The 24,872-nt window shown below is 66.9% G+C and carries 26 protein-coding genes; 20 read left to right on the plus strand and 6 right to left on the minus strand.

The window, feature by feature from the left end; genetic code table 11:
* Window positions 1-8: 8 nt before the first annotated feature.
* Window positions 9-350 (minus strand): FKBP-type peptidyl-prolyl cis-trans isomerase, encoded by a 342-nt coding sequence (locus tag HZI36_RS00290; RefSeq protein WP_179400611.1) that lies wholly within the window; start codon window positions 348-350, stop codon window positions 9-11.
* A 310-nt stretch (window positions 351-660) separates the two neighbouring features.
* Here HZI36_RS00290 and HZI36_RS00295 point away from each other — a divergent pair, with 310 nt between their 5' ends.
* Both HZI36_RS00295 and HZI36_RS00300 read left to right on the plus strand, forming a co-directional pair.
* Complete coding sequence (locus HZI36_RS00295) at window positions 661-1,605, plus strand: metal-dependent hydrolase (protein ID WP_179400612.1); 945 nt, start codon at window positions 661-663, stop codon at window positions 1,603-1,605.
* A gap of 556 nt (window positions 1,606-2,161) precedes the next feature.
* The gene (locus HZI36_RS00300; RefSeq protein ID WP_179400613.1) at window positions 2,162-3,658 is read left to right on the plus strand and encodes a sigma-54 dependent transcriptional regulator; all 1,497 of its coding nucleotides are present in this window, start codon (window positions 2,162-2,164) and stop codon (window positions 3,656-3,658) included.
* 8 nt (window positions 3,659-3,666) lie between these two features.
* Here HZI36_RS00300 and HZI36_RS00305 read toward each other — a convergent pair whose 3' ends face one another.
* The 4 genes from HZI36_RS00305 to HZI36_RS00320 are packed head-to-tail and all read right to left on the minus strand — an operon-like array spanning window position 3,667 to window position 7,777.
* Complete coding sequence (locus HZI36_RS00305) at window positions 3,667-4,050, minus strand: GtrA family protein (RefSeq protein WP_179400614.1); 384 nt, start codon at window positions 4,048-4,050, stop codon at window positions 3,667-3,669.
* Between the two features lie 20 nt (window positions 4,051-4,070).
* Complete coding sequence (locus HZI36_RS00310) at window positions 4,071-5,132, minus strand: glycosyltransferase family 2 protein (protein ID WP_179400615.1); 1,062 nt, start codon at window positions 5,130-5,132, stop codon at window positions 4,071-4,073.
* Between the two features lie 24 nt (window positions 5,133-5,156).
* Window positions 5,157-6,539 (minus strand): glycosyltransferase family 87 protein, encoded by a 1,383-nt coding sequence (locus HZI36_RS00315; RefSeq protein WP_179400616.1) that lies wholly within the window; start codon window positions 6,537-6,539, stop codon window positions 5,157-5,159.
* Window positions 6,539-7,777: a glycosyltransferase family 87 protein gene (locus HZI36_RS00320; protein WP_179400617.1), complete on the minus strand. Its 1,239-nt coding sequence runs from the start codon at window positions 7,775-7,777 to the stop codon at window positions 6,539-6,541. Before HZI36_RS00320 ends, HZI36_RS00315 begins: the two co-directional genes overlap by 1 nt.
* A gap of 1,051 nt (window positions 7,778-8,828) precedes the next feature.
* Here HZI36_RS00320 and HZI36_RS00325 point away from each other — a divergent pair.
* From HZI36_RS00325 to HZI36_RS00405, 17 genes are all read left to right on the plus strand, one after another.
* A complete protein-coding gene (locus HZI36_RS00325) occupies window positions 8,829-8,999 on the plus strand; it encodes a Flp family type IVb pilin (protein WP_179400618.1) in 171 nt (56 codons plus the stop codon).
* A gap of 111 nt (window positions 9,000-9,110) precedes the next feature.
* The gene (locus tag HZI36_RS00330) at window positions 9,111-9,281 is read left to right on the plus strand and encodes a Flp family type IVb pilin (RefSeq protein WP_179400619.1); all 171 of its coding nucleotides are present in this window, start codon (window positions 9,111-9,113) and stop codon (window positions 9,279-9,281) included.
* Window positions 9,282-9,305: 24 nt separating this feature from the next.
* Window positions 9,306-9,539: a Flp family type IVb pilin gene (locus HZI36_RS00335; protein WP_343049903.1), complete on the plus strand. Its 234-nt coding sequence runs from the start codon at window positions 9,306-9,308 to the stop codon at window positions 9,537-9,539.
* Between the two features lie 31 nt (window positions 9,540-9,570).
* The gene (locus HZI36_RS00340) at window positions 9,571-10,110 is read left to right on the plus strand and encodes an A24 family peptidase (protein ID WP_179400620.1); all 540 of its coding nucleotides are present in this window, start codon (window positions 9,571-9,573) and stop codon (window positions 10,108-10,110) included.
* A 29-nt stretch (window positions 10,111-10,139) separates the two neighbouring features.
* A complete protein-coding gene (locus tag HZI36_RS00345; RefSeq protein ID WP_179400621.1) occupies window positions 10,140-11,540 on the plus strand; it encodes an ATP-binding protein in 1,401 nt (466 codons plus the stop codon).
* A gap of 36 nt (window positions 11,541-11,576) precedes the next feature.
* Window positions 11,577-12,428, plus strand: coding sequence for a Flp pilus assembly protein CpaB (gene cpaB / locus HZI36_RS00350; protein ID WP_179400622.1), 852 nt, complete (start codon window positions 11,577-11,579; stop codon window positions 12,426-12,428).
* A 99-nt stretch (window positions 12,429-12,527) separates the two neighbouring features.
* Window positions 12,528-14,549 carry a type II and III secretion system protein family protein gene (locus tag HZI36_RS00355; protein WP_179400623.1) on the plus strand — a complete coding sequence of 674 codons (2,022 nt, stop codon included), beginning with the start codon at window positions 12,528-12,530 and terminating at the stop codon, window positions 14,547-14,549.
* A gap of 20 nt (window positions 14,550-14,569) precedes the next feature.
* Window positions 14,570-14,869: a hypothetical protein gene (locus tag HZI36_RS00360; protein WP_179400624.1), complete on the plus strand. Its 300-nt coding sequence runs from the start codon at window positions 14,570-14,572 to the stop codon at window positions 14,867-14,869.
* A gap of 25 nt (window positions 14,870-14,894) precedes the next feature.
* Window positions 14,895-16,181 carry a pilus assembly protein TadG-related protein gene (locus tag HZI36_RS00365; RefSeq protein ID WP_179400625.1) on the plus strand — a complete coding sequence of 429 codons (1,287 nt, stop codon included), beginning with the start codon at window positions 14,895-14,897 and terminating at the stop codon, window positions 16,179-16,181.
* Window positions 16,182-16,224: 43 nt separating this feature from the next.
* Window positions 16,225-16,758: a TadE/TadG family type IV pilus assembly protein gene (locus tag HZI36_RS00370; protein WP_179400626.1), complete on the plus strand. Its 534-nt coding sequence runs from the start codon at window positions 16,225-16,227 to the stop codon at window positions 16,756-16,758.
* The gene (locus tag HZI36_RS00375; RefSeq protein ID WP_179400627.1) at window positions 16,755-17,237 is read left to right on the plus strand and encodes a TadE/TadG family type IV pilus assembly protein; all 483 of its coding nucleotides are present in this window, start codon (window positions 16,755-16,757) and stop codon (window positions 17,235-17,237) included. Before HZI36_RS00370 ends, HZI36_RS00375 begins: the two co-directional genes overlap by 4 nt.
* A 22-nt stretch (window positions 17,238-17,259) precedes the next feature.
* A complete protein-coding gene (locus HZI36_RS00380) occupies window positions 17,260-18,468 on the plus strand; it encodes a CpaE/TadZ family protein (protein ID WP_179400628.1) in 1,209 nt (402 codons plus the stop codon).
* A gap of 24 nt (window positions 18,469-18,492) precedes the next feature.
* Window positions 18,493-19,860, plus strand: a complete 1,368-nt coding sequence (locus HZI36_RS00385) for a TadA family conjugal transfer-associated ATPase (RefSeq protein WP_179400629.1) — start codon at window positions 18,493-18,495, stop codon at window positions 19,858-19,860.
* A gap of 35 nt (window positions 19,861-19,895) precedes the next feature.
* Window positions 19,896-20,873, plus strand: a complete 978-nt coding sequence (locus HZI36_RS00390; protein WP_179400630.1) for a type II secretion system F family protein — start codon at window positions 19,896-19,898, stop codon at window positions 20,871-20,873.
* 40 nt (window positions 20,874-20,913) lie between these two features.
* Window positions 20,914-21,885 carry a type II secretion system F family protein gene (locus tag HZI36_RS00395; protein WP_179400631.1) on the plus strand — a complete coding sequence of 324 codons (972 nt, stop codon included), beginning with the start codon at window positions 20,914-20,916 and terminating at the stop codon, window positions 21,883-21,885.
* A gap of 283 nt (window positions 21,886-22,168) precedes the next feature.
* Window positions 22,169-22,588, plus strand: coding sequence for an MbcA/ParS/Xre antitoxin family protein (locus tag HZI36_RS00400; RefSeq protein ID WP_179400632.1), 420 nt, complete (start codon window positions 22,169-22,171; stop codon window positions 22,586-22,588).
* A gap of 5 nt (window positions 22,589-22,593) precedes the next feature.
* Complete coding sequence (locus tag HZI36_RS00405; protein WP_425485186.1) at window positions 22,594-23,286, plus strand: RES family NAD+ phosphorylase; 693 nt, start codon at window positions 22,594-22,596, stop codon at window positions 23,284-23,286.
* A gap of 63 nt (window positions 23,287-23,349) precedes the next feature.
* On the opposite strand, the gene HZI36_RS00410 is transcribed toward HZI36_RS00405, so the two are convergent.
* A complete protein-coding gene (locus HZI36_RS00410; RefSeq protein ID WP_179400634.1) occupies window positions 23,350-24,081 on the minus strand; it encodes a metallophosphoesterase in 732 nt (243 codons plus the stop codon).
* 112 nt (window positions 24,082-24,193) lie between these two features.
* On the opposite strand from HZI36_RS00410, the gene HZI36_RS00415 reads away from it, so the two are divergent.
* Window positions 24,194-24,847, plus strand: coding sequence for a DUF1345 domain-containing protein (locus HZI36_RS00415; protein WP_179400635.1), 654 nt, complete (start codon window positions 24,194-24,196; stop codon window positions 24,845-24,847).
* Window positions 24,848-24,872 lie beyond the last annotated feature (25 nt).

Consider the following 24,872-nt stretch of genomic DNA (forward strand, 5'->3'; position numbering starts at 1 on the left):
AGCCGGTGTCAGACGGCGAGCAGCTCGACTTCGAACACGAGCGTCGCGTTCGGCGGAATCACGCCGCCCGCGCCGCGCACACCGTAGCCGAGTTGCGGCGGAATCGTCAGGCGGCGCACGCCGCCGACCTTCATCCCCTGCACGCCTTCGTCCCAGCCCTTGATCACCATCCCGCCGCCGAGCACGAACGCGAACGGGTCGTTGCGGTCCTTGCTCGAGTCGAACTTCTGGCCGTCGGTCAGCCAGCCGGTGTAGTGAACGCTGACCGTCTGGCCGGCTTTCGCTTCGGCACCGCTGCCTTCGGTCAGATCTTCGTATTTGAGGCCCGACTCGGTCGTGACGACTGACATGACTTGCTCCTGAAAATGAACGATTGAAGCCGCTATTGTAGGGGAGCCCGGGCCGGATCGCCCGGCCGGGCGACCCAAACGCGCGTTTGAATTGTCGTGCGTACGCGCTGATTTTTCGGCCTTTCGCGGCCGGCCGGCGTTTGGAAGCGCACCACTACCGTGCGCCTTGCGCGAGCGGGCGGCGCCGGCCTATCGTTACAGCTGTCAATGTAACGATTCGCGCGGGGCGCGGCGGCCGGACCACAGCCGGCTGGCCCGCCACCCGCGCGCCCGCGGCGCCGATGCCGCGGCCGAGAACGGAGAAACAAGAATGAATGCGTCAGCAACCGCTACCGCCGCCGAAGTGATGCCGGTGCGCCGCGACCTGGTTTTCGATCTGCCGGTCGAGCGCGCGAAGGACTGGCACGCGATGGGCCCGCACGTCACGCACTTCTTCAACGCACTGTCGCTGCTGTTCCCCGCCGGCGAGCGCTTCTTCATGGATTCGGTGCGCCACTACCGCGACCGGATCGACGATCCGGTGCTGAAGAAGCAGGTGATGGGCTTCATCGGCCAGGAGGCGATGCACACGCGCGAGCACGTCGAGTACAACGAGATGCTGCAGGCGAACCGGCTGCCGGCGCGCAAGCTCGACCAGCGCGTATGGAGCATTCTCGGCTTCATGAAGCGCAAGCTGCCGCATTCGGTGCAGCTCGCGCACACGATCGCGGCCGAGCACTACACCGCGATGCTCGCCGACCTGCTGCTGCGCGATCCGTCGCGGCTCGAAGGTTCGGTCGAAGGCTACCGGCAGATGTGGGTCTGGCACGCGCTCGAGGAAACGGAGCACAAGTCCGTGTCGTTCGACGTGTGGAACGCGGCGATGAAGCCGGGCCTGCGCCGCTACCTGATGCGCGTCGGCGTGTATCTGCTGACGACGCTGACCTTCTGGCCGTCGGTGTTCGCGATGCACGCGACGCTGCTGTGGGCCGACCGCAAGCGCCGCGCGCGCAGCGAGCGGCCGAGCCTGCTCGACAGCGCGCGCGGGATGCTGAGGCTGACCGCGTTCCTGTACGGGCCGCGCCACGGGCTGTTCCCGAGCATCACGCGCGAATGGCTGAGCTTCCTGCGGCCCGGCTTCCATCCGTGGGATCACGACAACCGCCAGTATCTGACGCGGGTCGATGCGCTCGTCGCCGAATACGGTTCGCACGACGGCGCATCCGCCGGTCGCGGCCGCGTGACCGCGCTCACGCCGCTGCCCGCCGTGCGCTGAATTGTGCGCTGAAGTTGCGCTGAGTTGTGCCGGCACCGGCGACGGCGCCGGCGGGCGCTTCCGTGCGCCGTTCCGCGCGCGCGATGTTGCGCGCGCACATCAATCCCGTTCGTCTGAGGATTGATCCAGATCGAACATTGTGCATGCGAACGGGCGGCCCGACCGGCCGTTCGCATCGACCCGCCGGCATCCGCTGATCCCCCCGACACCCGCCGACGCCGCTTTCCCGCTCACCGTCGCGCGGCCGCCGAACGCCGCGCGAGCCGCGCCGGGCGGCCGTCCTGGCGGTTTCATCCGAATCCGTCATGTTCTCCCCGACACGCGCGCCGGCCGGCGCGCGTCAGGCTTTTCGATCGCGCTACCGGGATAACACCCATCTAGCCGCGCCGCGCCGTCGCCGATATACCGCTGTAGGGAAGGTTCGGGCCGGCGGGGCATGCGCCGTGGGGTATTTTATTCGGACGGAATTCCGGCGAACATGTCGGTTCCGATGTCCGGTCCGCGGCGTGTTGCTGCGCAGGCCGAAGCGCGATACCAACGCAATACGGGGAAGAAGATGGTTGCAAAAGCACCCGAGTCGAGGCGGGTAGGGACGTCGGCTGCGCGCGACGCGGCGGCACCGGCGTCGATTACCGCGCCTGAAGCCGGCCGGCGGCTGTACGTGATCGCGCGTTCGCCCGACGAGCCGTTGCTCGATCAGTTGCGCTCGCTTGGCTGGGAGATCTCGATCGCGAAGACCGCGGGCGCCGCGCAGAACATGACGGCCACCGTCGGCGTGGCCGCGGGGCTCATCGATTTCAGCGGCTTCACGTCGCGCGACTATCCCGCGCTGAAGTCCTGCCTGAGCCAGCCGGCGATCGGCTGGATCTCGGTCACGACCGCGGGCTCGTCGATCGGGCCGGCCGTGCGCGAGCTGATCCGCAGCTATTGTTTCGACTATGTGACGCTGCCGCTGCCGTACGAATGGATTTCGCACGTGCTCGGCCACGCGCGCGGCATGGCCGCGCTCGATCGCGTCGACGGCGCCGCGTATGCGGCATCGATCGGCGAGCACGGGATGATCGGCAACTGCGAGGCGATGCAGCAGTTGTTCAGCACGATCCGCAAGGTCGCGAAGACGGATGCGAGCGTGTTCGTCTCCGGCGAATCGGGCACCGGCAAGGAACTGACCGCGCTCGCGATCCACGAGCGCTCCGCGCGCGGCAAGGGGCCGTTCGTCGCGATCAACTGCGGTGCGATTCCGCATCATCTGCTTCAATCCGAACTGTTCGGCTACGAGCGCGGCGCGTTTACCGGCGCGAGCCAGCGGCGCGCGGGCCGGATCGAGGCCGCGAACGGCGGCACGCTGTTCCTCGACGAGATCGGCGACATGCCGCTCGAAGCACAGGCGAGCCTGCTGCGCTTTCTCGAGATGCGCAAGGTCGAGCGGCTCGGCGGCAACGAATCGACGCCGGTCGACGTGCGCGTGATCTCGGCGACGCACGTCGATCTCGACAGCGCGGTGCAGGAGGGACGCTTCCGTTCCGACCTGTTTCACCGGCTCTGCGTGCTGCGGATTCACGAGCCGCCGCTGCGCGCGCGCGGCAAGGACATCGAGATCCTCGCGCATTACGTGCTGCAGAAATACAAGACCGACAGCGGCCGCAAGATCAGCGGCTTCACGTCGTCGACGCTCGACGCGATGCGGCGCTACGAATGGCCCGGCAACGTGCGCGAGCTGATCAACCGCGTGCGGCGCGGGATCGTGATGGCCGAGAGCCGGCTGCTCACGCCGCACGATCTCGGCCTCGAGGTTCCCGGCGAAAGCGAGCCGGTGACGCTCGAGCAGGCGCGCGCGATCGCGGAGCGCACGGCGATCGAGAACGCGCTGCTGCGCAACGATCACCGGATCAACAAGGCCGCCGCGGAACTCGGCATCTCGCGCGTGACGCTGTACCGGATGATGATCGAGTACGGCCTGCACGACAGCGCGGACAACGGCGAGAACGGTGGTGGCGGAGACGGCGGGAAGGACGGCGATCCGTCGGGCGAAGGGCATCGGCAGGTCAGCTGAGGCTCGCTTCAACGGTAGGTCCAGAGCCGGTGCAGCACGAACGTGACGGGCGGCACGAACAGCACGACCGCGACGATGCTCCAGAGCGCCGCGAGCCCGAGCATCTCGGTCGCGCGCGCGAGCAGCATCGTCTCGGCGAGGCCGCACAGCGCGACCGCGAGGAAGCGCAGCAGGTTGTTCCAGCGCACGCTCGACGAGAAGCTCCACAGCGTGTTCGCGAGGTACGAGAACACGGTCGCGCAGACGAACGCGACCGCGTTCGCGGCGACCGGCGTCGCGTCGAACAGCGCGAACATCGCGGACGCGATCAGCGTGTGAATCGCGGTCGAGCAGAGGCCGGAGATGCCGAAGCGGAACAGTCGCTCGCGCTCGGCGTACAGGACGCGGATCATGACGTTCTCCACCGTGCCGGTTAGCGCGCGGCGACGCGGTGGCGCGGCTGCGCGCGGCGGCGCGCGAGCTCGGCGCGCGCATACAGCGCGTGGCGCTGCGCGTCGCGCGCGACCGGCAGCGCGGTCACCTTGCTACGCGCCTGATAGCGGCGGCGCACCAGATAGACGGGACGCTCCTTCGATTCGTAGTAGATCCGCCCGATGTATTCGCCGACGACGCCGATGCCGATCAGCTCGATGCCGCCGATGAACAGCATCACCGAGATCAGCGACGCATAGCCGGGCACCGGATTGCCGAACAGCAGCGTGCGGGCGATCACGAACGAGCCGTACAGGAACGACAGCAGCGCGATCCCGAGCCCGATGTAGGTCCAGCTGCGCAGCGGCACCGTGCTGAAGCTCGTGATCCCTTCGAGCGCGAAGTTCCACAGCTTCCAGCCGGAGAACTTCGAATGGCCGGCGCTGCGCATCTCGCGCTGGTATTCGACGATCACGGTCCGGTAGCCGACCCACGCGAACAGCCCCTTCATGAAGCGCCGGCGTTCCGGCAGGCTGCGCAGCGCGTTGACGACCTGGCGGTCCATCAGGCGGAAATCGCCGACGTTCTCGGGCAGCTTCACTTCCGACAGCGCGTTGTGCACGCGGTAGTAGATCGCGGCAGCGGTGCGTTTCGCGAACGAGTCGCACGCACGGTTGCTGCGCTTCGCGGCGACGACTTCGGCTCCGTCGCGCCAGTGCTCGATCATCACGGGGATCAGGCTCGGCGGATCCTGCAGGTCGGCGTCGATCGGGATCACCGCGTCGCCAATCGCTTCGTCGAGGCCGGCCGTCAGCGCCGCCTCCTTGCCGAAGTTGCGCGACAGATCGATCACGCGCACACGCGCGTCCTTCGCGCTGTAGGCGATCAGGCGCTCGAGCGTGTCGTCGCGGCTGCCGTCGTTCACGCAGACGATCTCGAAGCGGATCGATTCGATGCCCGACATCAGCGGCATCACCGCGTCGAAGAAGTGGTCGATCGCGTCGCCTTCGTTGTAGAACGGCACGACCAGCGAGATGAGCGGTGTCCGGATGTGAGCCCGCATGATGGTTCCCCTTGGTATGCCGGTCTAGCGGTGGCCGCCGAGCGGCAGCGAGCGGTCGAGCCGAACCGCCAGATGGGCGGCGCGGTGCGGCCTCGCGGCATGTGCGAATTCGGTTTCGTTCGCGACGTCATGTGCGTCGGGCAGACACGGCGACGCGCGGCGTTCCTGCGCGATGCGGGCGACCAGCAGCGCGAGCGAGCCGAGCGTGATCAGCGGGACGAACTGGACCTGGATATAAACGACGATCGCGAGGCACGCGACCGGCGTCACCCACAGCAGCGTGAGCCATTCGCGATCGAAGCGCCGCCAGCCGTACGCGAGCGCATGGCGCGCGTACCACGCGATGACGAGGCCGAGCCACGTGAGGTCGTAGTCGTACAGATACGGGCTGACGAGCAGGCTCGCGCACGCGAGCGTGGCGGCGCGCAGCGAATAGGCGCAACTGCCGCGCCATGCGTAGCCGACGGCGGCGAAGGCCGCGATGCCCGAGAGCGTCTGCAGGCCCTGCGCGACGAAGCGTGGCAGGCCGGCGAGCATGACCATCGAATAGACGGTCGGCATCCGGTCGAGCTTCGCGTGGCCGGGGACGCTGATCGCCTGATACGCGAAGTCCAGCCCATGCGCGAATGAAATCCACGTGCCGATGCCGAATGCGAGCGTCGCCAGCGCGGCGATGCCGGCGACGCTCGCCGTCCACGCGACCAGCGCGCGCCATTGGCCCGAGCAGAGCAGCGCGAACGGGAACAGTACCGCGAATTGCGGCTTGACCGTCAGTATTGCGAAGCAGATGCCGGCGAGGGCGGGGCGCCGTTGCAGCAGCAGCAGCCCGAGCCCGCCGATTGCCGCGGTGAAGAGACTGGTTTGCCCGACGATGACGACCACGAGCGCCGCCGGGAACGCCACCGCGCAGAGCGCGGCGGTATTGTGCTGCACGATGCCGCGTATGACCGCCACGAACATCGCATACGTCGTGCCGAGCCAGAGCATGGCGGCCAGCACGAACGGCAACCATCCGAGCGGCGACACCAGCAGTAGCATATGCGGCGGATAAAGCCACAGCAGCGCGCCCGTGGATCCATGCATCGACGGAACGATTCGCTCCTCGATCGCGCGCAGCACGGCCGGATCCCACGCGGTCGCCGCATGCCCATGCACCGCGAGCCACGCGGCACTCCAGATCGCGGTGAAATCCTGCGACATCGGCGACATGTCCACGGCGTGCGGGAGATTCAGGCGCGTCAGGTAGATCAGGATGAACAGCGACCCGCCGATCAGAGAGGTATACGAGTACGTGCGCACGCGATGCAGGTTGATCCAGTGCGGGCGCCGGCGCGGGCCGGCCACCGGCAGCTCCGTGTGCATGTCGGCCGTGGCCGGTGCGTGATGGCCGGGAAGATGAAGGTTCATCACAGCTCCCTGGGGACGAGTGCGGCGCGCCGGACGACGACGAACAGCACCGCAAGCAGGACGACGGGACCGAACTGCGGCGCATGCAGCACGCGATTGCAGAGTTCGAATACGGGAAGCAGCCACGCGAGCACGATCACGCCCTGGTCGCCGGGCAGCCAGCCTGCTTCGAGGCCGTACGCGACGAGGCAGAACACGGCGATGCCGAGCCACGTGAGTTCGTAATGCCATAGATACGGCGTCGTGAGCAGCGTCGCGATCGCCAGCACGGCGGCGCGCAGGCGCAGGTCGCGCGTGCGGCGCCATACGCCGACGGTCGACGCGATCGCGAGCATCGCGACCGCGAACTGCATCGCGTACGCGATCGACAGCGGCGCACCGGCGAGCCGCAGCGCCGCGAACGTCGTGGGTGACGCGTCCCAGTATGCGGCGCTTCGCATCAGGTGATAGCTCTGCACCGACGATACTGCATGAATGGCGCCGTGTATCGCGCCGGTGCCGCTGATCATGAGGCTCGCGCAGACGAACGCCACGGTGCCGACCGCCGCTGCCGCGAATGCGCGCCACGCGCGAGCGGCGATCAGCGCGACCGGAAACAGCACGGCGAGTTGAGGCTTGATCGCGAGCAGGCTGATCAGCAGGCCGGCGACGATCGGACGCCGGTCCAGATGAACGAGTGCGAGCGCGGCGATGCCGGCGGTCGCGATGCTGTTCTGCCCCTGCATGAACGCGATGAATACGGCGGGATAGGCCAGCACGACGAGCGCGGCGAGCCGCGGCCGCGGAAGCAGCACCCGCAGTCCGGTCAAGGTCCGGAGTGCGTGTGCATAGCATAGAAAACTGCCCGCGAAAAAGAGGAAATACGCGGGCAGAAAGGGCACGAGCGAAAGCGGGGCGACGAACAGCAGCATCGTCGGCGGATAAAGCCACGGCAGGAACATGCCGCTTTGAAACTGGTCGAGCAACGCGTATTGCGCGTGAGCGAAGGCCCGGCTGTCGTAGACGGACGCGGCGTGGCCGTGCAGCGTCATGTCGGATGCCGTCCAGAACACGGCGAAATCGGAACCGGGGCGGATCACGTCGCGCGTGGTGAAGCCGTGACTCATCGTTGCCCAGAGGGCGGTCAGAACACCGGCGGCCAGCAGCATCGCGCAGCTGTACACGACCACCCGGTCGGCCGTCAGCCAGCTGGTGCAGCGCCACGCGCGATAGCGCGATCCCCGATTTGCCATGTACATGATGCCCCGTCCACTGTTGCGGCCGCGCGGTCGACGCGGCCCAGTCCTTCGTATGTGCTTTGCATTGGCTCGGATATCGGAGCGTTTTCGCTCTCTGGTGATGTCCGGTGAATTCATTGTTCAAAAAAAAAACGCGCGACGCAAATCGCCGCGCATTTCATCGGGCGTTTAATTTGTGGTAGAGGCGGGAAAACGGCCGATTGGGGCCGCTGAAAACGCTTTTGGCGGGTATCGGCGTATCAACGCTGAAACATTTCGCGTTTTTGGCCGAGACAAATCCATGTCGGCCATGCGATGCCTGGTCGGGCGGGCCGATTCGGGAAAGTCCCGAGAAAATTTTTTCGACCTTGCCGGGCGGGGCTTTGCGCGCGCCGGGCACCGGCGCACGGCGCCGAATGTGTATCAGAAGCGAAACATTTCGTCAGTCGAGTCCCGCAGCCGGTGCGGCCCGTTTGATCGAGCGGCTTGCGCCGCCTGGGTTTTCCGTGAGCTGGCCCGCTCCTTGCGCTATGGATTGCGCGGAAGTCGACGACGCGACAACCTGCCGATTCAGACTATCGATAAATCCAGAATCGGACCGTTGTCGCTCGCGGGGTGAGGTCGGGGCGTGGGGTTTGCACCGGCGCTCCCGGTAACGCGAGTAGTCGCCGCCTGACCAGCGGAATGCCGGCAACGTCCGGTCATGAGAATAAGCAGGAACAGAAGTCGGGGTAGAAAAATGATTAGTCGAGACCATTCGCGGCTTTCGAGCCGCAATCGCAACGCCGCGTGTCGCCTGGCCGTTGCCTCCCGTGCGTTTGGCCGGCGTGTGCCGGCTGGCGTCATCGCCGTCCCGAGCGGACGGCGCATCCGGCTCATCGCCGCTCATGCGCATCAGGAATGTGCCTCCTCGGTCGCCGCCGCTCTTTCGACGCGAAAGGGCATGTGCGCGCGAGCCCCGATACCTCTGTGTCCGGATCAGGTGTTCCGGGTTTCATGTCGTGCCTGAGGTAGATCGCCCGAAGCCAATGGTGGCAAGGGTTTTTTTGTACTTATCCGCAAGGGGAAAGCCATGTCGAACCTCGTTCAGCAAGTCAAGCAATTCGTCCGTGACGAAGATGGCGTGACCGCCATCGAATACGGCCTCATCGCGGCGTTGATCGCGCTGCTCATCATCGCTGGGGTCACGGCCATCGGCAAGACGCTCAGCGATGTGTTCAACGATATCGCCACCAGCATCTGATGGATCGGGCCACGGGCGATTTGGGCGGCCGAATCGTCCGTCGGCACCTGCCGGCGAGCCGGGAAGTTCAGGGTGATGGTTCACATCGAGTTATCTGCCAGGAGAACGTGAATGTCGACGATCGTTCAGCAATTGATGCGGTTCGCACGTGACGAAGACGGCGTAACCGCGATCGAATACGGCCTCATTGCAGCATTGATCGCATTACTGATCATTGCTGGCGTGACGTCCATCGGTCAGACGCTCAGCGATATTTTCAACGATATCGCTACCAGTATCTGATGAGCCGGACGGCGGGCGATTTGAGTGGTCGGTTCGTCCGTCATCTCTTTCGACGAGGAATCGGGGGGCGCCATGCGCATTGACGTGAATGCGGTATCGCGGTGGATCGACGACGAAGGCGGTGTGACGTCGATCGAGTACGCGCTGATCGGAATGCTGATCGCGGTGGTCATCGTCAGTGCCGTGTCGGCGCTCGGCACCAAGATGCACGACTTGTACCAGACCGTGGCGTCGCAAATCATCGCCGCGGTTCATTGACGAAATCCGAATCCGACAAACGAGCCTAGCCATGCTGCCCCCCGTGCCCCCTCATCCGGTTCCGCTGTGCGTGACGGCACTCGTGCTCGTCGCGGCCAGCACGGACATCACGAGCCGCCGCATCCCGAATCGCCTGGTCGCGGTCGGCCTCGCGGGCGCGCTGATCGCGCAGTGCGTGCTGCACGGCGTTGCGTCGGGTGCGTTCGAATGGTTCGCCGGCGCCGCAACCGGCTTCGCCTTGCTGTTGCCGCTCTATCTGTTGCGCGGGATGGCGGCGGGCGACGTGAAGCTGATGCTCGCGATCGGCGCATGGGTGGGGCCGTGGATGGTCGCATGCATCGTGCTCGCGACCTGCGTCGCCGGCGGCGTCGGCGCGATCGCGGTCACGATCTGGCGCGGGAGCATGCGCCGGATGCTCGGGAACGTTCGCCATCTGTTGCGTCGCGCGCTGGCCGGTCAGTCAACCTCGCGCGCGGCCATATCGGAACAGATGACGTCCGTCGGCTCGTTGCCGTACGGCGTGGCGATCGCGGCGGGCACGCTGGCCATGCTGTTCGCATCGGCGATCTAGATCGGTTTTACGTGACGAGTGGAGCGACCATGAACGTTGACCCTACCGAACCGCGGCACGATGCGCAGATCGCGCATCTGCCCGATCCGTCACCGTCGCGGGAAGCGCATACGAAGCTGCACGCGCGCCTGCCGCACGCACCGCGTTCGCTCGCGGACACCGGGCTGAGCGCGACGTTCCTGTCGGGGCTCGTGCTGAAGTCCACGCTGCAGCACGGCCGCTCGAAGTACAGCGACCTGATCGAGCGGCACTGCCTGCCGATCGCGGTGCTCGACGACGTGCTGAAGTTCCTCGTGCGCGAGCATCTCGTCGAGATCACGCATCGCGGCACGACCGATCTCGACGTGACGTTCCAGCTGACCGACGCGGGCCGCACGTTTGCGATGGAAGAGAAGGTGCGCAGCAACTACAGCGGCCCGGCGCCGGTGACGCTCGAAGCGTATCTCGACATCATCGCCGAGCATTCGGTGCGCAAGATCCGCATCACGCGCGACGACGTGCGCGCCGCGTTCGCCGGCATCGTGATCGACCCGGCGATTCTCGACGGCGCGGCCGCATCGATGAACGCGGGGCGGCCGCTGCTGATCCACGGGCCCGCCGGCAGCGGCAAGACGTTCCTCGCCGAACGGCTCGCGACGCTGATGCGCGGCCACGTGCCGGTGCCGTACGCGATCTACGCGGGCGGCGAGATCATCCAGATCTACGACCCGCTCGTGCACGTCGACGCGTCGACGTCGCACGAGGGCAAGTCGGTCGACCGCCGCTGGCGGCTGTGCGAGCGTCCGGTCGTGCTGTCCGGCGGCGAGCTGACGCTCGACGAGCTCGACCTGCGCCGCGACGACATGGCCGGCTTCTACCAGGCGCCGCCGCACATGAAGGCGAACATGGGGATGTACATCGTCGACGATCTCGGCCGCCAGCGCGTCGAGCCGCGCGATTTGCTGAACCGCTGGCTGCGTCCGCTCGATCGCGGCATCGACCTGCTCACGCTCGGCTCGGGCAATCGCTTCGTCGTGCCGTTCGACGTGTGGCCGGTGTTCTCGAGCAACCTCGCGCCCGAGCAGTTCGGCGACGAAGCGTTCCTGCGCCGGCTCGGCTCGAAGCTGTACGTCGGCCCGATGCCGGTCGAGGACTATCGCGTCGTGTTCGACGCGGTCTGCGCGTCGCTCGGCCTCGTGCAGGCGCACGACGCGTTCGATTACCTGCTGCACCGCCTGCATCTGCCGACCGGCAAGGCGTTCCTCGCATGCTTTCCGGCCGACCTGCTGCGGCTCGTCGCGGCTTCGGCGCGCTACCGCGGCGATCCGATGGAAGTCACGCACGAAGGGCTGCACGACGCATGGGTCGACTACTTCGGCTCCGCGCCCGAGCGGGACAGCAATCATCCGCCACCGGCCGAGCGTACGAGTCGCACGCTGGCCTCAGGTTGAAGTCGATCCATTCACGTTCCGTCGAGGAGCATTGCCATGAAAAACAGTCGCGCACTCACGATGCTGGTCATCGCCATGATCGCGGGGCTCGCCGCCGTCGCGTTCGCGTCGCGCTGGCTCGTGCAGACATCCACGAGCGCCGTCACGCAGATCGCGGTGGCGGCCACCGATCTGAATCTCGGGGAGCCGCTCGGGCCGAACCAGATTCATCTCGTCAACTGGCCGACCGGCAGCGTGCCGCCCGGCGCGTTCACCGACATGAAGACGCTCGACGGCCGCGTCGTCCGCACGAGCCTCGCGCGCGGCGAGCCGGTGCTCGAATCGAAGCTCGCGCCGGTCGGCACGAAGGGCGGGCTGTCCGCGGTGATCGATGAGGGCGCCCGCGCGATCACGGTGCGCGTGAACGACGTCGTCGGCGTCGCGGGCTTCGCGCTGCCGGGCAACTATGTCGACGTGATCGTCAACACGCAGCAGACGGGGCAGGGCAAGTCCTCCGACTCGCAGCAGCAGAGCATCTCGAAGATCGTGCTCGAGCATATCCTCGTGCTCGCGGTCGCGCAGCAGGTCAGCCGCGACGACACCGCGCCGAAGGTCGTCAACGCTGTGACGCTCGAAGTGACGCCCGAGCAGGCCGAGAAGCTCGACCTCGCGCGCAGCGTCGGCACGCTGTCGCTCGTGCTGCGCAACCAGATCGACAAGCAGACGATGAACACGGACGGCGCGACGAAGGTCACGCTGCTCGGCGAGCCTCCCGCACCGCAGGCGGCGCCCGTGCCGACGCACAGCCGGCCCGTGCGGGTGCGTGTCGCGTCGCATTCGGCGCCGGCCGCGCGCCGCGACTGCATCGGCGTGCTGAGCGGTGTGGCCGGCAGCGTCGAATGTTTCTAAAGCATCAACAACATGTTGCATCCAGGCCGCGGTGCAGGTGCGGCGGCCTTTGACAGTTACACCCGGCGCACCCGTCGGGCACTCGGGGGATCAGACGAAATGAAGATCAAACCGCAACGTTCCGCAGCCGGGCCGACGCGTGCGCGCGTCGTGCGCGGCACGATGGTGGCCGCGATGCTCTGCGTCGGCTGGTTCAACGTGTACAGCGCGCTCGCGCAGGAAGCTGCCGAAGCCGGCGCGCTGACGAAGGGCAGCACCGCGCCGGCGGCGATGGCCAAGGGGCCGATGCAGATGACGATCAGCATGGCCCCGGCGCCGGCCGCGGCTGCGGCCGCGGCGCCCGGGCCGCTGCGCGGGCCGAACTGCGTCGGCCCGGTGCGCGACACGGTCAGCGTCAGCGTGCCGCTCGGCAAATCGATGCTCGTGCCGATGCCCGAGCCGGTCCGCAACCGCACGATCGGTAACCCGGCCGTTGCGCAGGCGACGATGGTGTCGCCGCAGACGCTCTATATCCTCGGCCTGTCCGTCGGCACGACGAACATGATCGTGCAGGGCAGAAGCGGCGCGTGCCGGATCATCGACGTCGCGGTCGGCGCGGACGCGGCCGGCCTGCAGGCGTCGATCGCCCAGCTGATGCCGGAAGAGCGCGGGATCCGCGTGTCGACCGCGGCCGACACGATCGTGCTCGCCGGCACGGCGTCGAGCTCGCAGGCCGCGGAGCAGGCGGTCGAGATCGCGAAGGCCTATGCGAATTCCGGCGGCAACGGAAAGTCGGCCGGCGTGCTCAACATGCTGAGCGTCACGTCGCCTCAGCAGGTGATGCTCGAGGTGAAGGTCGCCGAAGTGTCGAAGACGCTGATCAACCAGCTCGGCGCGGCGTTCAACATCCAGGGCGGCTTCGGCTCGTGGACCGGCGCGCTCGTGAGCAGCCTGCTCGCGGGCGTCTCGAGCGGTTTCGCGATCAGCAAGGCGAACAACCGGCCGTTCAACGTGGCGGTCGACGCGCAGAACACCGACAACCTCGTCAAGATCCTCGCGGAGCCGAATCTCGTGACGATCAGCGGCCAGGAAGCGTCGTTCCTCGCCGGCGGCAAGATCTTCATCCCGGTGCCGCAGAGCAGCGGCAACGGCACGTCGACGATCACGCTGCAGGAGGAGGAGTTCGGCGTCGCGCTGAAGTTCACGCCGACCGTGCTCGCGAACGGCCGCATCAGCCTGAAGGTCGCGCCGGAGGTGTCTGAGCTGTCGCCGACGGGCGTGACGCTGAGCGCGACGAACGTGAACGGGATCTCGATCCTGCCGCTGATCACGACACGGCGCGCATCGACCACGGTGCAGATGGCCGACGGCGAGTCGTTCGCGATCGGCGGGCTGCTGCAGGACAACATCACCGGCGCGCTGAAGGCGATCCCCGGTATCGGCGAGCTGCCGGTGATCGGCGCGCTGGCCCGCAGCACGTCGTATCAGCAGGACCGCACCGAACTGCTGTTCCTGATCACGCCGCACCTGGTGAAGCCGCTGCCGACCGCCAACGTGCCGCTGCCGACCGACAGCTTCTCGCATCAGAACGAAGCCGACGTGTTCGCGACCGGCAACATGGAAGGCCGCAAGGGCGTGAAGAAGTCCGCGCTCGCACCGGCGGGCGGCGCCGATGCCGGCGGCGCGCAGCAGCAGATGCAGATGCCCGCGCCGGCACCGGCTCCGGTGCCGCAGCCGAGCCAGCCTGCCGCGCCGACGGCCGCGCTGACCGCACCGCGCACGCCGCAGGCGGACGCGGCGGCCGCACGGCCGGCCGTGCCGACGGCACCGGCGGCGACCGCGCCCGCGGCGCTGCACGTCGAGCCGCAGCCGCAGGCGGCGCCCGTGGCGCAGGCGATGCCCGTGCCGCAGGCGATGCCTGTTGCGCAGGCGATGCCCGTGGCGCAGGCTGCCGATACGTCGGAGGACGCGCACGCCGCGCGCATCGAGGCGGCCGCCGCGCGGATCGCCGCGGCGGACCAGGCGGCGCAGGCGCAGGCGAAGCCGTCGCACCCGCTCAAGCGCCGTGTGCCGCCAGTCGCTCACGCCCAGCAGGTCGCGGCCGTGCGTCCGAATCCGGCGCCGTCGTCCACCGATCATTGAAGACATTCAAGGGGAAGCTCATGAAATCCGCCTACCTCGTCATCGCGCGCCGCGCGGCACTCGCGGTGCCGCTCGTCGCCGCGCTCGCCGGCTGCATGTCGTCGACGCCCGTGTGGGACAGCCGCTTCGGCGACTCGTATCGCGCGACGATGCAAGCGCAGATCATCGATCCGCACGCCGCGGACCACGCGCCGGCCACACCGGTCGTGTCGGGCACCGCCGCCGCGGGCGCGATCGACAACTACAACCAGTCGTTCCAGAAGCCGGAGCCGAAGACAAACACGTTCGTGATCGGCATCGGCAACGGTGGGGCGCAATAACGGCAGAACGCTCAGGGAGATTGTCATGTCCAGCGCCGTTCGTCATCCTGAAAGCATCGTTCGCGGCACGCGTCGCCAGCGCGGCGCGGTCGCGGTCATCGTCGCGCTGGCGCTGGCGGTGCTGATCGGGTGCGTCGGGCTGGCGCTGGATCTTGGCAAGCTGTATGTCACGCGCAGCGAATTGCAGAACAGCGCCGATGCCTGTGCGTTGTCGGCCGCGCGCGACCTGACTGGCACCATCAGCCTGTGGGTCGCGGAGGCGGATGGTCTGGCCGCCGGCACGTCGAATTACGTGTTCTTCCAGAACAGGCAGATCACCAACACGTCGCCGACGACGCTGACCGTCGCATTCAGCAGTTCGTTGAGCAATGCGTTTCAGTCGGCCGGCGCGCTCGCCTCGCCGACCAATATCAAATACGTGAAGTGCACGACCGGTCTGTCGAGCATCACGAACTGGTTCATGCAGGTGCTGAGCGTGATCCCGGGCGTGAGCGTCGCGAACGCGTCCGTGACGGCAACCGCGGTGGCGACGCTCGGGCCCGGGCAGACAGGCTGCGGGATTCCCGTCTTCATTTGCCAGCAGAGCGGCGGTACCAGTTATTCCGTTGGGCAATGGTTCACGATGTCGACGGATCCGTCGGCGAGTGCCAGTTACGGGCCGGGAAATTTCGGTTGGGTCATTCTGGACCCCAACGCTTCACCTTCGGACACCGTGCTCAGGAACGAGCTCACGGGCAACTATTGCAGTTTGCCGCCAGTGAATACCCTGCTGGGTACGACAGGCTTCAAGAGCAATGACCAGGATGCATGGAACACGCGCTTCGGCATCTACACGAACGGCGGCGCGGGGACCCCGCCGACGAGCGCGACGTCGAACGGCTTGCCCGATTTCACGGGCTACGACTATGTCTATGGCGGCTATCAGGACATGACCAAGGCGGGTTCGGGATATGCGCTAGGGGATGCGTATACCCATTTCACGCAAACCGACCGACCTGCGTTCCAGCCTTATCAGGGGACGATGTCGGGCGGCAGCGCGAAGAGTTTTTACCAGTCATACGGGGCGGATCGCCGGGTCGCGGTGGCGCCGGAAGCGGATTGTTCCGGATTGCAAGGGAGCAGCACCCAGGTGCCCGTCAAAAAATGGGATTGCGTGCTGTTGCTCCAACCGATGACGGGCGGCAAGGGGAGCACGGTCAACATCGAGTACCTCGGCTCGTCGACCGATCCTTCGGCCACTCCGTGCGGAACGGACGGCTTGCCCGGCAACGGCACGTCGACCGGCGCACAGGTGCCGATGCTCATTCAATGAACGGGGGGCGATCATGAAAAAACATGCATTTCGCCGCTCGAGCATGCGTGGTGTCGCGGCGGTCGAATTCGCGCTCGTGCTCATTCCGCTCGTGCTGCTGGTCACCGGCGTGGCCGAGTTTGGCCGCGCGATCTACCAGTATGAAACGCTGACCAAGGCGACACGCGACGCCGCGCGTTATCTGTCCGTCTACCGGCCGAGCGATACGACGACCTATCCGATCTCGGATGCAAGGTGCCTCGTGGTGTACGGCGCGACGTGCGACAACGCGGGCACTTCGCCCGTGCCCCTTGTGCCCGGCCTCACGACGTCGATGGTCTACATTTGCGACTCCAGCAATAACCCCGGCAATACTTCGTCGACGAGCACGAGCAGCTGTACCGCCTCGCTGGATCCGACGGATCCGGCGCACTTCGCCAGCGTGACCACTTACGATTCGACGGGTGCCGCGCAAGGCAGCGTCAATCTCGTCGAGGTCAAGATAAAGGGCTTTTCATATCAGCCGATACCGGCCTACCCGGGCATGACGGCGTTCAGCTTCGGCGACATCATCACCGTGATGAGGCAAGTCATATGAACGCGCGCCGTCGTTTTCTCCTTCATCACCGCGCGGAGCGGGGCGCCACAGCCGTCGAGTTCGCGATCGTATGCGCGGTGTTCTGCACGCTGTTGATCGGCATCATCGAGTTCGGCCGAGTGATGTTCTACTGGAACACGGCAAGCGAGGCCGTGCGGCTCGCGGCGCGCACGGCGACCGTCTGCGACGTGAATTCAAGCGTCGTCGCGAAGCGGGTTACGACGCTGCTGCCGATCCTGCAGACCGCGAACGTATCCGTCAGCTACACCCCGTCGGGATGCACCGCCAGCACGTGCTCGTTCGTCACCGTCAGCGTGACCAACGTCACCATTCCGACGTTCATTCCGCTGCTGTCCGTGCGGGCCGGTGGGGTCCCGATGCTGGGCTCCGGGCGCATCACAGTGACGATGCCGCCATTCACGACAACGCTGCCCCGCGAAAGCCTCACATCGTCGACGGGCGGCACCGTTTGCCAATGATCGAGCACAAGGGGCACACAAAATGATCAACATCCTCGTCGCCTCCGACGACACCGCGCGACTCACGCAGATCGCGCGGCTCGTGACCGATTGCGGCAACTATCGCGTCACCCGAGCGACCGGCCGGCCGTCGCAGATCGAGCATCGCACCGACGGGCTCGATGCGTTCGACGTGCTGATGATCGACGGGGCGTCGATCGATGCCGCCGAACTGTCCGCGATCGAGCGGATGTGCCGGCTGCACCTCGGGCTGACCTGCATGCTGATCACCGCGGACGCGTCGCCGCACACGCTGCTCGATGCGATGCGCGCGGGCGTGCGCGACGTGCTGCCGTGGCCGCTCGAGGTGCGCACGCTCAGCAGCGCGCTCGAGCGTGCGGCGGCGCAGAGCACGCGGCGCGACAGCACCGATACGCGGATCATCTCGTACATGTCCTGCAAGGGCGGCACCGGCACCAGCTTCGTCGCGAGCAACGTCGCGTTCGAGCTCGCCGAGGGGTTCAAGAGCCGCGTGCTGCTGATCGACCTGAACCAGCAGTTCGCCGACGCCGCGTTTCTCGTCACCGACGAAACGCCGCCGTCGACGCTGCCGCAGCTCTGCACGCAGCTCGAGCGTCTCGACGGCGCGTTCCTCGACGCGAGCGTCGCGCGCGTGACCGAGACGTTCCACGTGCTCGCGGGCGCGGGCGATCCGGTGAAGGCCGGCGAGATGCGCGAGGACGCGCTCGAATGGATCCTCGGCGTCGCCGCGCCGCGCTACGACTTCGTGATCTTCGATCTCGGCCTGAGCCTCAATCAGCTGTCGATGGTCGCGCTCGACCGCAGCGACCAGATCCACGTCGTGCTGAACCCGGTGATGACGCACCTGCGCGCCGGGCGGCGGCTGCAGGAGATCCTGATGTCGATCGGCTATCCGCTCGACCGGCTGCGGCTCGTCGTGAACCGCACCGCGCGCGCGACCGAGCGCACGCGCGCGGCGCTCGAGGAAGTGCTCGGGATGCGCTCCACCTGCACGATTCCGGACGACGTCGACAACGTGCTCGAGTCGATCAACCAGGGTCATCCGATTTCGCGGATCGCGCGCAATTGCGCGGTCACGCGCGCGCTGCAGGCCTGCGCGAAGCAGCTCGTCGAAGGCGACACGCGCCCGGGCCACGGCGCGGAACGCAATGAACCGCTGATCTCGCGGCTGTTCGGCCGCGGAGCGGCGCCGAAGCTCAAGTCCATGTGACAGTCATTTCTCGGGGAAACCATCATGTCATTGCGCGAACAGATGTCTTTGCAACGGGCTCAGTCGTTCGGCACGCGCGGCGACCCGTCCGGTGGCGCGAATTCGATGGTGCGCGAGGCGTACCAGAAGCTGCGCCGCGAAATCCATGCGGCGGTGCTCGAGCGCGTCGAGCTCGAGCGGCTGTCGCGCATGCCGCTCGAGCAGGTCCGTCTGGAAATCTCGGCGCTGATCTCGCGGATCCTCGACGAGGACAAGCTGATCGCGAACGACATCGAGCGGCGCCAGCTGTCGATCGATGTGTATGACGAAATGTTCGGCTTCGGTCCGCTCGAATCGCTGCTGCGCGACCCGAGCGTGTCGGATATCCTGGTGAACACGTACAAGCAGGTCTACGTCGAGCGTCACGGCCAGCTCGAGCTGACCGACGTGACGTTCTACGACGACGCGCACCTGATGAAGGTGATCGAGAAGATCGTGTCGCGCGTCGGCCGGCGGATCGACGAATCGAGCCCGATGGTCGATGCGCGGCTGCCGGACGGCTCGCGCGTGAACGCGATCATTCCGCCGTCCGCGATCGACGGGCCGCTGATGTCGATCCGGCGCTTCGCGGTGAATCCGCTGAAGATGGACGACCTCGTGCGCTTCCAGAGCCTGACGCCGCCGATGGCGGAGCTGCTCGACGCGCTGTCGCGCGCGAAGGTGAACCTGCTCGTGTCGGGCGGCACCGGCAGCGGCAAGACGACGCTGCTCAACATTCTGTCCGGCTTCATTCCGTCGAACGAGCGGATCGTGACGATCGAGGACGCGGCCGAGCTGCAGCTGCAGCAGCCGCACGTGCTGCGGCTCGAGACGCGCCCGCCGAACATCGAGGGCAAGGGCGAGATCACGCAGCGCACGCTCGTGCGCAACGCGCTGCGGATGCGTCCGGACCGGATCATCCTCGGCGAGGTGCGCGGCGCCGAAGCGCTCGACATGCTGAACGCGATGAACACCGGCCACGAAGGCTCGCTCGCGACGATTCACGCGAACACGCCGCGCGATGCGCTGACGCGGCTCGAGAACATGATCAGCATGGGCGGGCTGTCGCTGCCGCCGAAGACGATGCGCCAGCAGATCGCGTCGGCGATCTCGGTCGTCGTGCAGGCCACGCGGCTGACGGACGGCAAGCGCAAGATCATCAGCATCCAGGAGCTGACCGGCATGGAAGGCGACATCATCAACATGCAGGAAATCTTCACGTTCAAGCGCTCGGGCGTGGACAAGGACGGCAAGGTTCGCGGGCATTTCGGCGCGACCGGCGTACGGCCCAAATTCGCGGAGCGGCTTCAGGCATTCGGGATCAACCTGCCCGATGCGCTCTACGATCCCTCGCATCGCTTCGAGACGAACTGAGCGCGGCGCGCGTTGCCCTCTGACGAGGAATGGCCATGGACTCCATTTTCTACACCTTTGTGATTCTCCTGTTCGTCGCGGTCGTGCTGGCGATCGAGGGCGGCTATCAGTGGTGGAACGCACGGCACGGCTCGGCGGCGAAGCGCATCGAATCGCGGTTTCGCGCGATGTCGGCGGGCGGGCAGGTGCAGAAGGAACGGCTGTCGATTCTGAAGGAGCGCATGCTCAACGATTCGAGGCCGTTCGACCGCCTGCTGATGCGGTTGCCGCGCGTGCGGTCGATCGACCGGCTGCTGCAGCAGTCGGGGATGAGCTGGTCGGTCCCGAAGCTGGTGGGCATTTGCGCGATCTTTCCGCCGGTCGTGATGATCGTGCTCAGTCTCACGGCGCTGCCGATCGCGATCGCGGCGCTGATCGCGCTCGCGTCCGCGGGCCTGCCGCTGCTCCACGTGCTGCGGTGCCGGCAGCGCCGGATGCGCAAGCTCGAGCGGCAGTTGCCGGACGTTTGCGACATGATCGCGCGCGCGCTGCGCTCCGGCCACGCGTTCACGAGCGCGATCGGCATGGTCAGCGACCAGTTCTCCGAGCCGATGGGCAGCGAATTCCGGATCACGTTCGACGAGATCAACTATGGCGTGTCGCTGCACGACGCGCTGATGAATCTCGCGACGCGTGTGCCGGTCCAGGATCTGCGCTACTTCGTGATCGCAGTGCTGATTCAGCGCGAGACGGGCGGCAACCTCGCGGAGCTGCTCGACAGCATCTCGACGCTGATTCGCGAGCGCTTCAAGCTGTTCGACAAGATTCGCGTGCTGTCGGCGGAAGGGCGGATGTCGGCATGGGTGCTCGGGCTGCTGCCGTTCGGCACCGCGGGCATGATGATGCTCGCGAACCGCGAATTTCTGTCGGTGCTTTGGGAAGATCCGGCGGGCCTGAAGGTCGTCGGCGGGATGCTGGTGCTGATGCTGTTCGGCCTGGTGTGGATGCGCAGCATCATCCGGATCCGTGCGTGACGCGCGGCCGGATGCTGGATGAATCGATCGGGGACGAATCATGCAAAACCTGAATATGATGCAAATCCTGCTGCTGGGCGGCCTGTTCGTGCTCGTCTTCGGCGGCGCGCTGGTGGCGATGCTCGTGTTCGCGCCGCGCAACATGCAGCGCCGGATTCAGCAGGCGGGCGGCGCGGCGACGATCGGCGCCGGCAGCGGGATGGACGACGCGACGCCCGCGTGGGTCGCGAAGCTCACGGAGATCTCGCAGCCGATCTCGAAGCTGTCGGTGCCGAAGGAAGGCTGGGAAGCCTCGCCGTTGCGCGTGCGGCTGATGAATGCGGGCTGGCGCAATCCGAACGCGGGGGGGATCTATTTCACCGCGAAGACGCTGCTCGCGCTCGTGCTGCCGTCGATCGCGCTGCTCGTGCTGATCACGACCCGGATCGCGGCGGATCGCGAGATGCTGTCGTTCATCCTCATCCTGATCGCGACGATCGGCTACTACCTGCCGAATCTCGTGCTGTCGCGGAAGATCGCGACCCGCCAGCGCGTGATCTTCGAGGATTTCCCGGACGCGCTCGATCTGCTGACCGTCTGCGTCGAAGCGGGCCTGAGCCTCGACGCGGCGCTGATGAAGGTCTGCGAGGAACTGCGCTTCCGCAGTCCGGTCGTCGCGAGCGAGCTCGACCTGATGCTGCTCGAGATGCGCTCGGGCTTCCCGAAGGAGACGGCGTTGCGCAACCTCGCGCTGCGCACCGGCGTCGAGGACGTCGAATCATTCTGCGCGATGCTGATCCAGGCCGACCGTTTCGGCACGAGCATCGGCGATTCGCTGCGCGTGCTGTCGGACGTGCTTCGCACGCGGCGCCGGATGCGCGCGGAGGAGCGCGCGGCGAGGATCGCGCTGAAGCTGCTGTTCCCGCTGATCTTCTGCATCTTCCCCGCGCTGCTGACCGTGTTGCTCGGGCCGGCGTTCATTCATATCTACCGCGTGCTGCTGCCGACGTTCGCCGGCAGCCCTCCGGGCTGATCCGTCCCGGGCGGCGGCCTGCGGTGCGTGGGGCCGCCTGACGCGGGTGGTGCGCGTGCGCCGCATCACCCGCTGCCGTCAATATCGGAATGCTCCGCGCGGGTCGTTCGCACCTGCCGTTTCCGCCCCTGTCGACGCTCGCGTGGCCTATTCCGGCCTTCTTCAGACATTCAATCCACGATGGACGAAATATCCCGTCTCGGGAGAGCGACGGGCCTCGCCCCTTGCATAAATACGTAAATAGACTAATCTTGTTTATGAATTCATTTCGAGACTAACGATCATGTCGCAACCTGCCTACCGTCCCGATTCCCCTCCGCCGCAGGCGACGGTCGCGCGGATGTCCGAGGCCGGTCTGCGGGCGTTTTTCAACATTGCGCGCGACTGGGCGCTGTCGGTCGACGAGCAACTCGTGCTGCTCGGCTCGCCGGGCCGTTCGACGTTCTTCAAATGGAAGGCGGCGCCTGAAACGGCGCGATTGCCGCGCGACACGCTCGAGCGGCTGTCGCTGTTGCTCGGCATCTACAAGGCGTTGCAGATCCTGTTGCCGCAACCGGCCGCGGCCGACGCGTGGGTCAAGCGGCCGAACGTCGCCGAGCCGTTCGGCGGCAAGCGCGCGCTCGACCGGCTGCTGGCGGGCAACGTCAGCGATCTCGTCGCGGTACGGCAATATCTGGACGCGATGCGGGGCGGCTGGGCGTGAAGGAAATCGAACCGTTGCAGAACTGGCCCACGACTGCGCTCGACTGGACGCCTGCCTATCGCGTGATTCCCACCCGTTTTCCGGCGATCAACCTGTTCGACCGGGTCGCGTCGGCCGAGGATTTCGACGCGCTTTACGCGCTCGAGGCGTTGACCAACGACCGCGTCCGCAGCGAGGTCGGCACGCTCGACCTCGTGCCGCCGGCCGAGCGCCGTTTCGGCGCCGGCTGGGGGCCGATCATGGCGGCGTTCACGCACCTGAATCCGCAGGGCAGCCGCTTCTCGGACGGCCGCTACGGCGTGTTCTACTGCGCGCGCGAGCGCGCGACGGCGATCGCCGAGACGCGCTATCACGGCAGCCTGTTCCTCGCCGCGACGAACGAGCCGCCGATGCGTCAGCAGATGCGGCTCTACACGGTGATCGCGCAGGGTGACATCGTCGACGTGCGCGCGTGGCGCGAACGCGATCCGATGCTGCTCGATCCGACGCATTACGGCGCAGGGCAAGCGCTCGGCCGCGCGGTGCGCGACGCGGGGGGCGCGGGTGTCGTCTATCCGTCGGTGCGCGACGCGGGCGGCGAATGCCTCGCCGCGTTCCGCACGACGGTGCTGCGCGATTGCCGGCATGCGGCGTATCTCGAATACAACTGGAACGGCTCGGCGATCGATGCGGTGTTCGAGCTGAATCAGGTCGGGTAATGACGTTGCGCGGGCGACCGCGCGTGCGACCGATGCACGCTCGTGGCATCCGTCTCGCGTCGCTCAGCCGGACGGCCAGTCCACCGCCGCCCGCCCCCGCGCCTCCACCTGCGACATCGACCAGCTCGCGCCGGTCAGCGGCTCGACGAGCGTGAGCCGTCCGCCCGACGCGAACGCGCCGGTGTCGATGAACCATTGCGCGCCGATCCGCGCCGGCATGCGCACCGGCGTGTGGCCGCAGCAGGTCGGCGACAGGCCGGCCTGCCGTGCGGGATCGGCGAGCCCCTGCACGAGATCGCGTCCCCAGATCAGGCGATCGCGCACGGGCGCCGAGTAGTCGCCGGCATCGAGCTCCGCGTCCGCGCCGAAGAATTCCGCGTGCAGCACGTTGAAGCGGGTGGAACCTTCGCCGATCACGCGCACGAGCGGCAGCGCGTCGACGCGCACCGCGATCTCGCGCAGACGCGCGAGCGGCAGATCGGCACCCCAGTCGCCGCCGATCCGCCGCCACGCGTCGGCGGGCAACTGGCCGTGCGCGACCGCGCACAGCACGTCTTCGTGATTGCCGCGCACGACGAAGCACCACGGACGATCGAGCAGATCGAGCGCGGCTTCGGACGCCGGGCCGCGATCGACGAGATCGCCGACGGAAAACAGCCGGTCGCGCGCCGGATCGAACCGGACGTCGTGCAGCAGCGCGCGCAGCGGCTCGACACAGCCGTGCAGGTCGCCGACGACGAAGTCGCGGCCGAGTGCGTTCGCCGGGTGGCGGCAAAGGACGGGCGGGGTGTTCATTTGTCTATCTTAGGCCTTCCGGTACATGGCCACGTCACGCTGGAGCGGCGATAATCAGTGCGCCGGCCGCTGGATCCGGCCCTTTTGATCGACTCTCGAAGACACAAGCAAGATGACGCTCTATCCCCAGGTGTTGCGCAATCGTCCGCGGATGGTCGCGGCGTTCGTCGCCGGCGCGCTGTGCGCGGCCGTGCTCCCTTATCCGCTGCGGCCGGTCGTGCGCGCGATCGTCGGCTGGGACGTCGGCGTGTGGCTCTATCTCGCGCTGATGTGGATTCGCATGGTGCGCGCGCATCACGCCCAGGTGCGCGAGATTGCGATCCGCGACGACGAGAACGCGACGACCGTGCTGACGGTCGTCTGCATCGCGACGGTCGCGAGCATCGCGGCGATCGCGCTCGAGCTCGTCAGCGCGAAGACCGGCGGCTTTCGCGTGGAGCTCGGCCATTACCTCGTGACCGGCGCGACGATGTTCGGCGCGTGGTTTCTGATCCCGACGATGTTCACGCTGCACTATGCGCGGCTCTACTACACGTCGCCGAAGGATGCGCGCGCGCTCGCGTTCCCGGACCGCCATCCGGAGCCCGATTACTGGGACTTCCTGTATTTCGCGTTCACGATCGCGGTCGCGTCGCAGACAGCCGACATTTCGCTCGCGAACCGCGCCGCCCGCCGCGCGGCACTCGCGCAGTCGATTCTGTCGTTCTACTTCAACATGGCCGTGCTCGGACTGTCGATCAACGTCGCGGCCGGGCTGCTGAGCTGATCGACCGGGCGCGGCTCGCCGGCAG

This window comes from Burkholderia guangdongensis, assembly GCF_013403875.1.
Classification (GTDB): domain Bacteria; phylum Pseudomonadota; class Gammaproteobacteria; order Burkholderiales; family Burkholderiaceae; genus Burkholderia; species Burkholderia guangdongensis.